Source organism: Actinomadura rubrobrunea NBRC 15275, assembly GCF_001552235.1.
Taxonomy (GTDB): Bacteria; Actinomycetota; Actinomycetes; order Streptosporangiales; family Streptosporangiaceae; genus Spirillospora; species Spirillospora viridilutea.
Genome location: NZ_BCQU01000220.1, coordinates 1 through 904, shown reverse-complemented (window position 1 = coordinate 904; position 904 = coordinate 1). Strand labels below are relative to the sequence as shown.

The 904-nt window shown below is 59.3% G+C and carries 1 rRNA gene; it reads left to right on the top strand.

From position 1 onward, the window contains the following. Positions 1-904: ribosomal RNA gene (locus AR3_RS29115) — 23S ribosomal RNA — on the top strand; the annotation flags it as partial.

The following is a 904-nucleotide window of genomic DNA, read 5'->3' as shown; positions in this document are numbered from 1 at the left end:
TGATGGCGTGCCTTTTGAAGAATGAGCCTGCGAGTTACGGTGTGTGGCGAGGTTAACCGGTGTCGGGTAGCCGTAGCGAAAGCGAGTCTGAAGAGGGCGTCATAGTCGCATGCTGTAGACCCGAAGCGGGGTGATCTAGCCATGGGCAGGGTGAAGCGCCGGTAAGACGGTGTGGAGGCCCGAACCCACCAGGGTTGAAAACCTGGGGGATGACCTGTGGCTAGGGGTGAAAGGCCAATCAAACTCCGTGATAGCTGGTTCTCCCCGAAATGCATTTCGGTGCAGCGTCGCGTGTTTCTTGCCGGAGGTAGAGCTACTGGGTGGCTGATGGGCCCGACAAGGTTACTGACGTCAGCCAAACTCCGAATGCCGGTAAGTGAGAGCGCGGCAGTGAGACTGCGGGGGATAAGCTTCGTAGTCGAGAGGGAAACAGCCCAGATCATCGGCTAAGGCCCCGAAGCGTGTGCTAAGTGGGAAAGGATGTGGAGTTGCCGTGACAACCAGGAGGTTGGCTTAGAAGCAGCCATCCTTGAAAGAGTGCGTAATAGCTCACTGGTCAAGTGATTCCGCGCCGACAATGTAGCGGGGCTCAAGCACACCGCCGAAGCCGTGGCATTGCGCCCGTGTGGGTGTGATGGGTAGGGGAGCGTCCTGTGGCCGGTGAAGCCGTGGAGTGATCCAACGGTGGAGGCTATGGGAGTGAGAATGCAGGCATGAGTAGCGATTCACACGTGGGAAACGTGTGCGCCGGATGACTAAGGGTTCCTGGGGCAGGCTGATCCGCCCAGGGTAAGTCGGGACCTAAGGCGAGGCCGTGAGGCGTAGTCGATGGGCAACGGGTTGATATTCCCGTACCCGCTGGTACGCGCCAGCGCTGAGGCCGTTGATGCTAACCATCCGACCC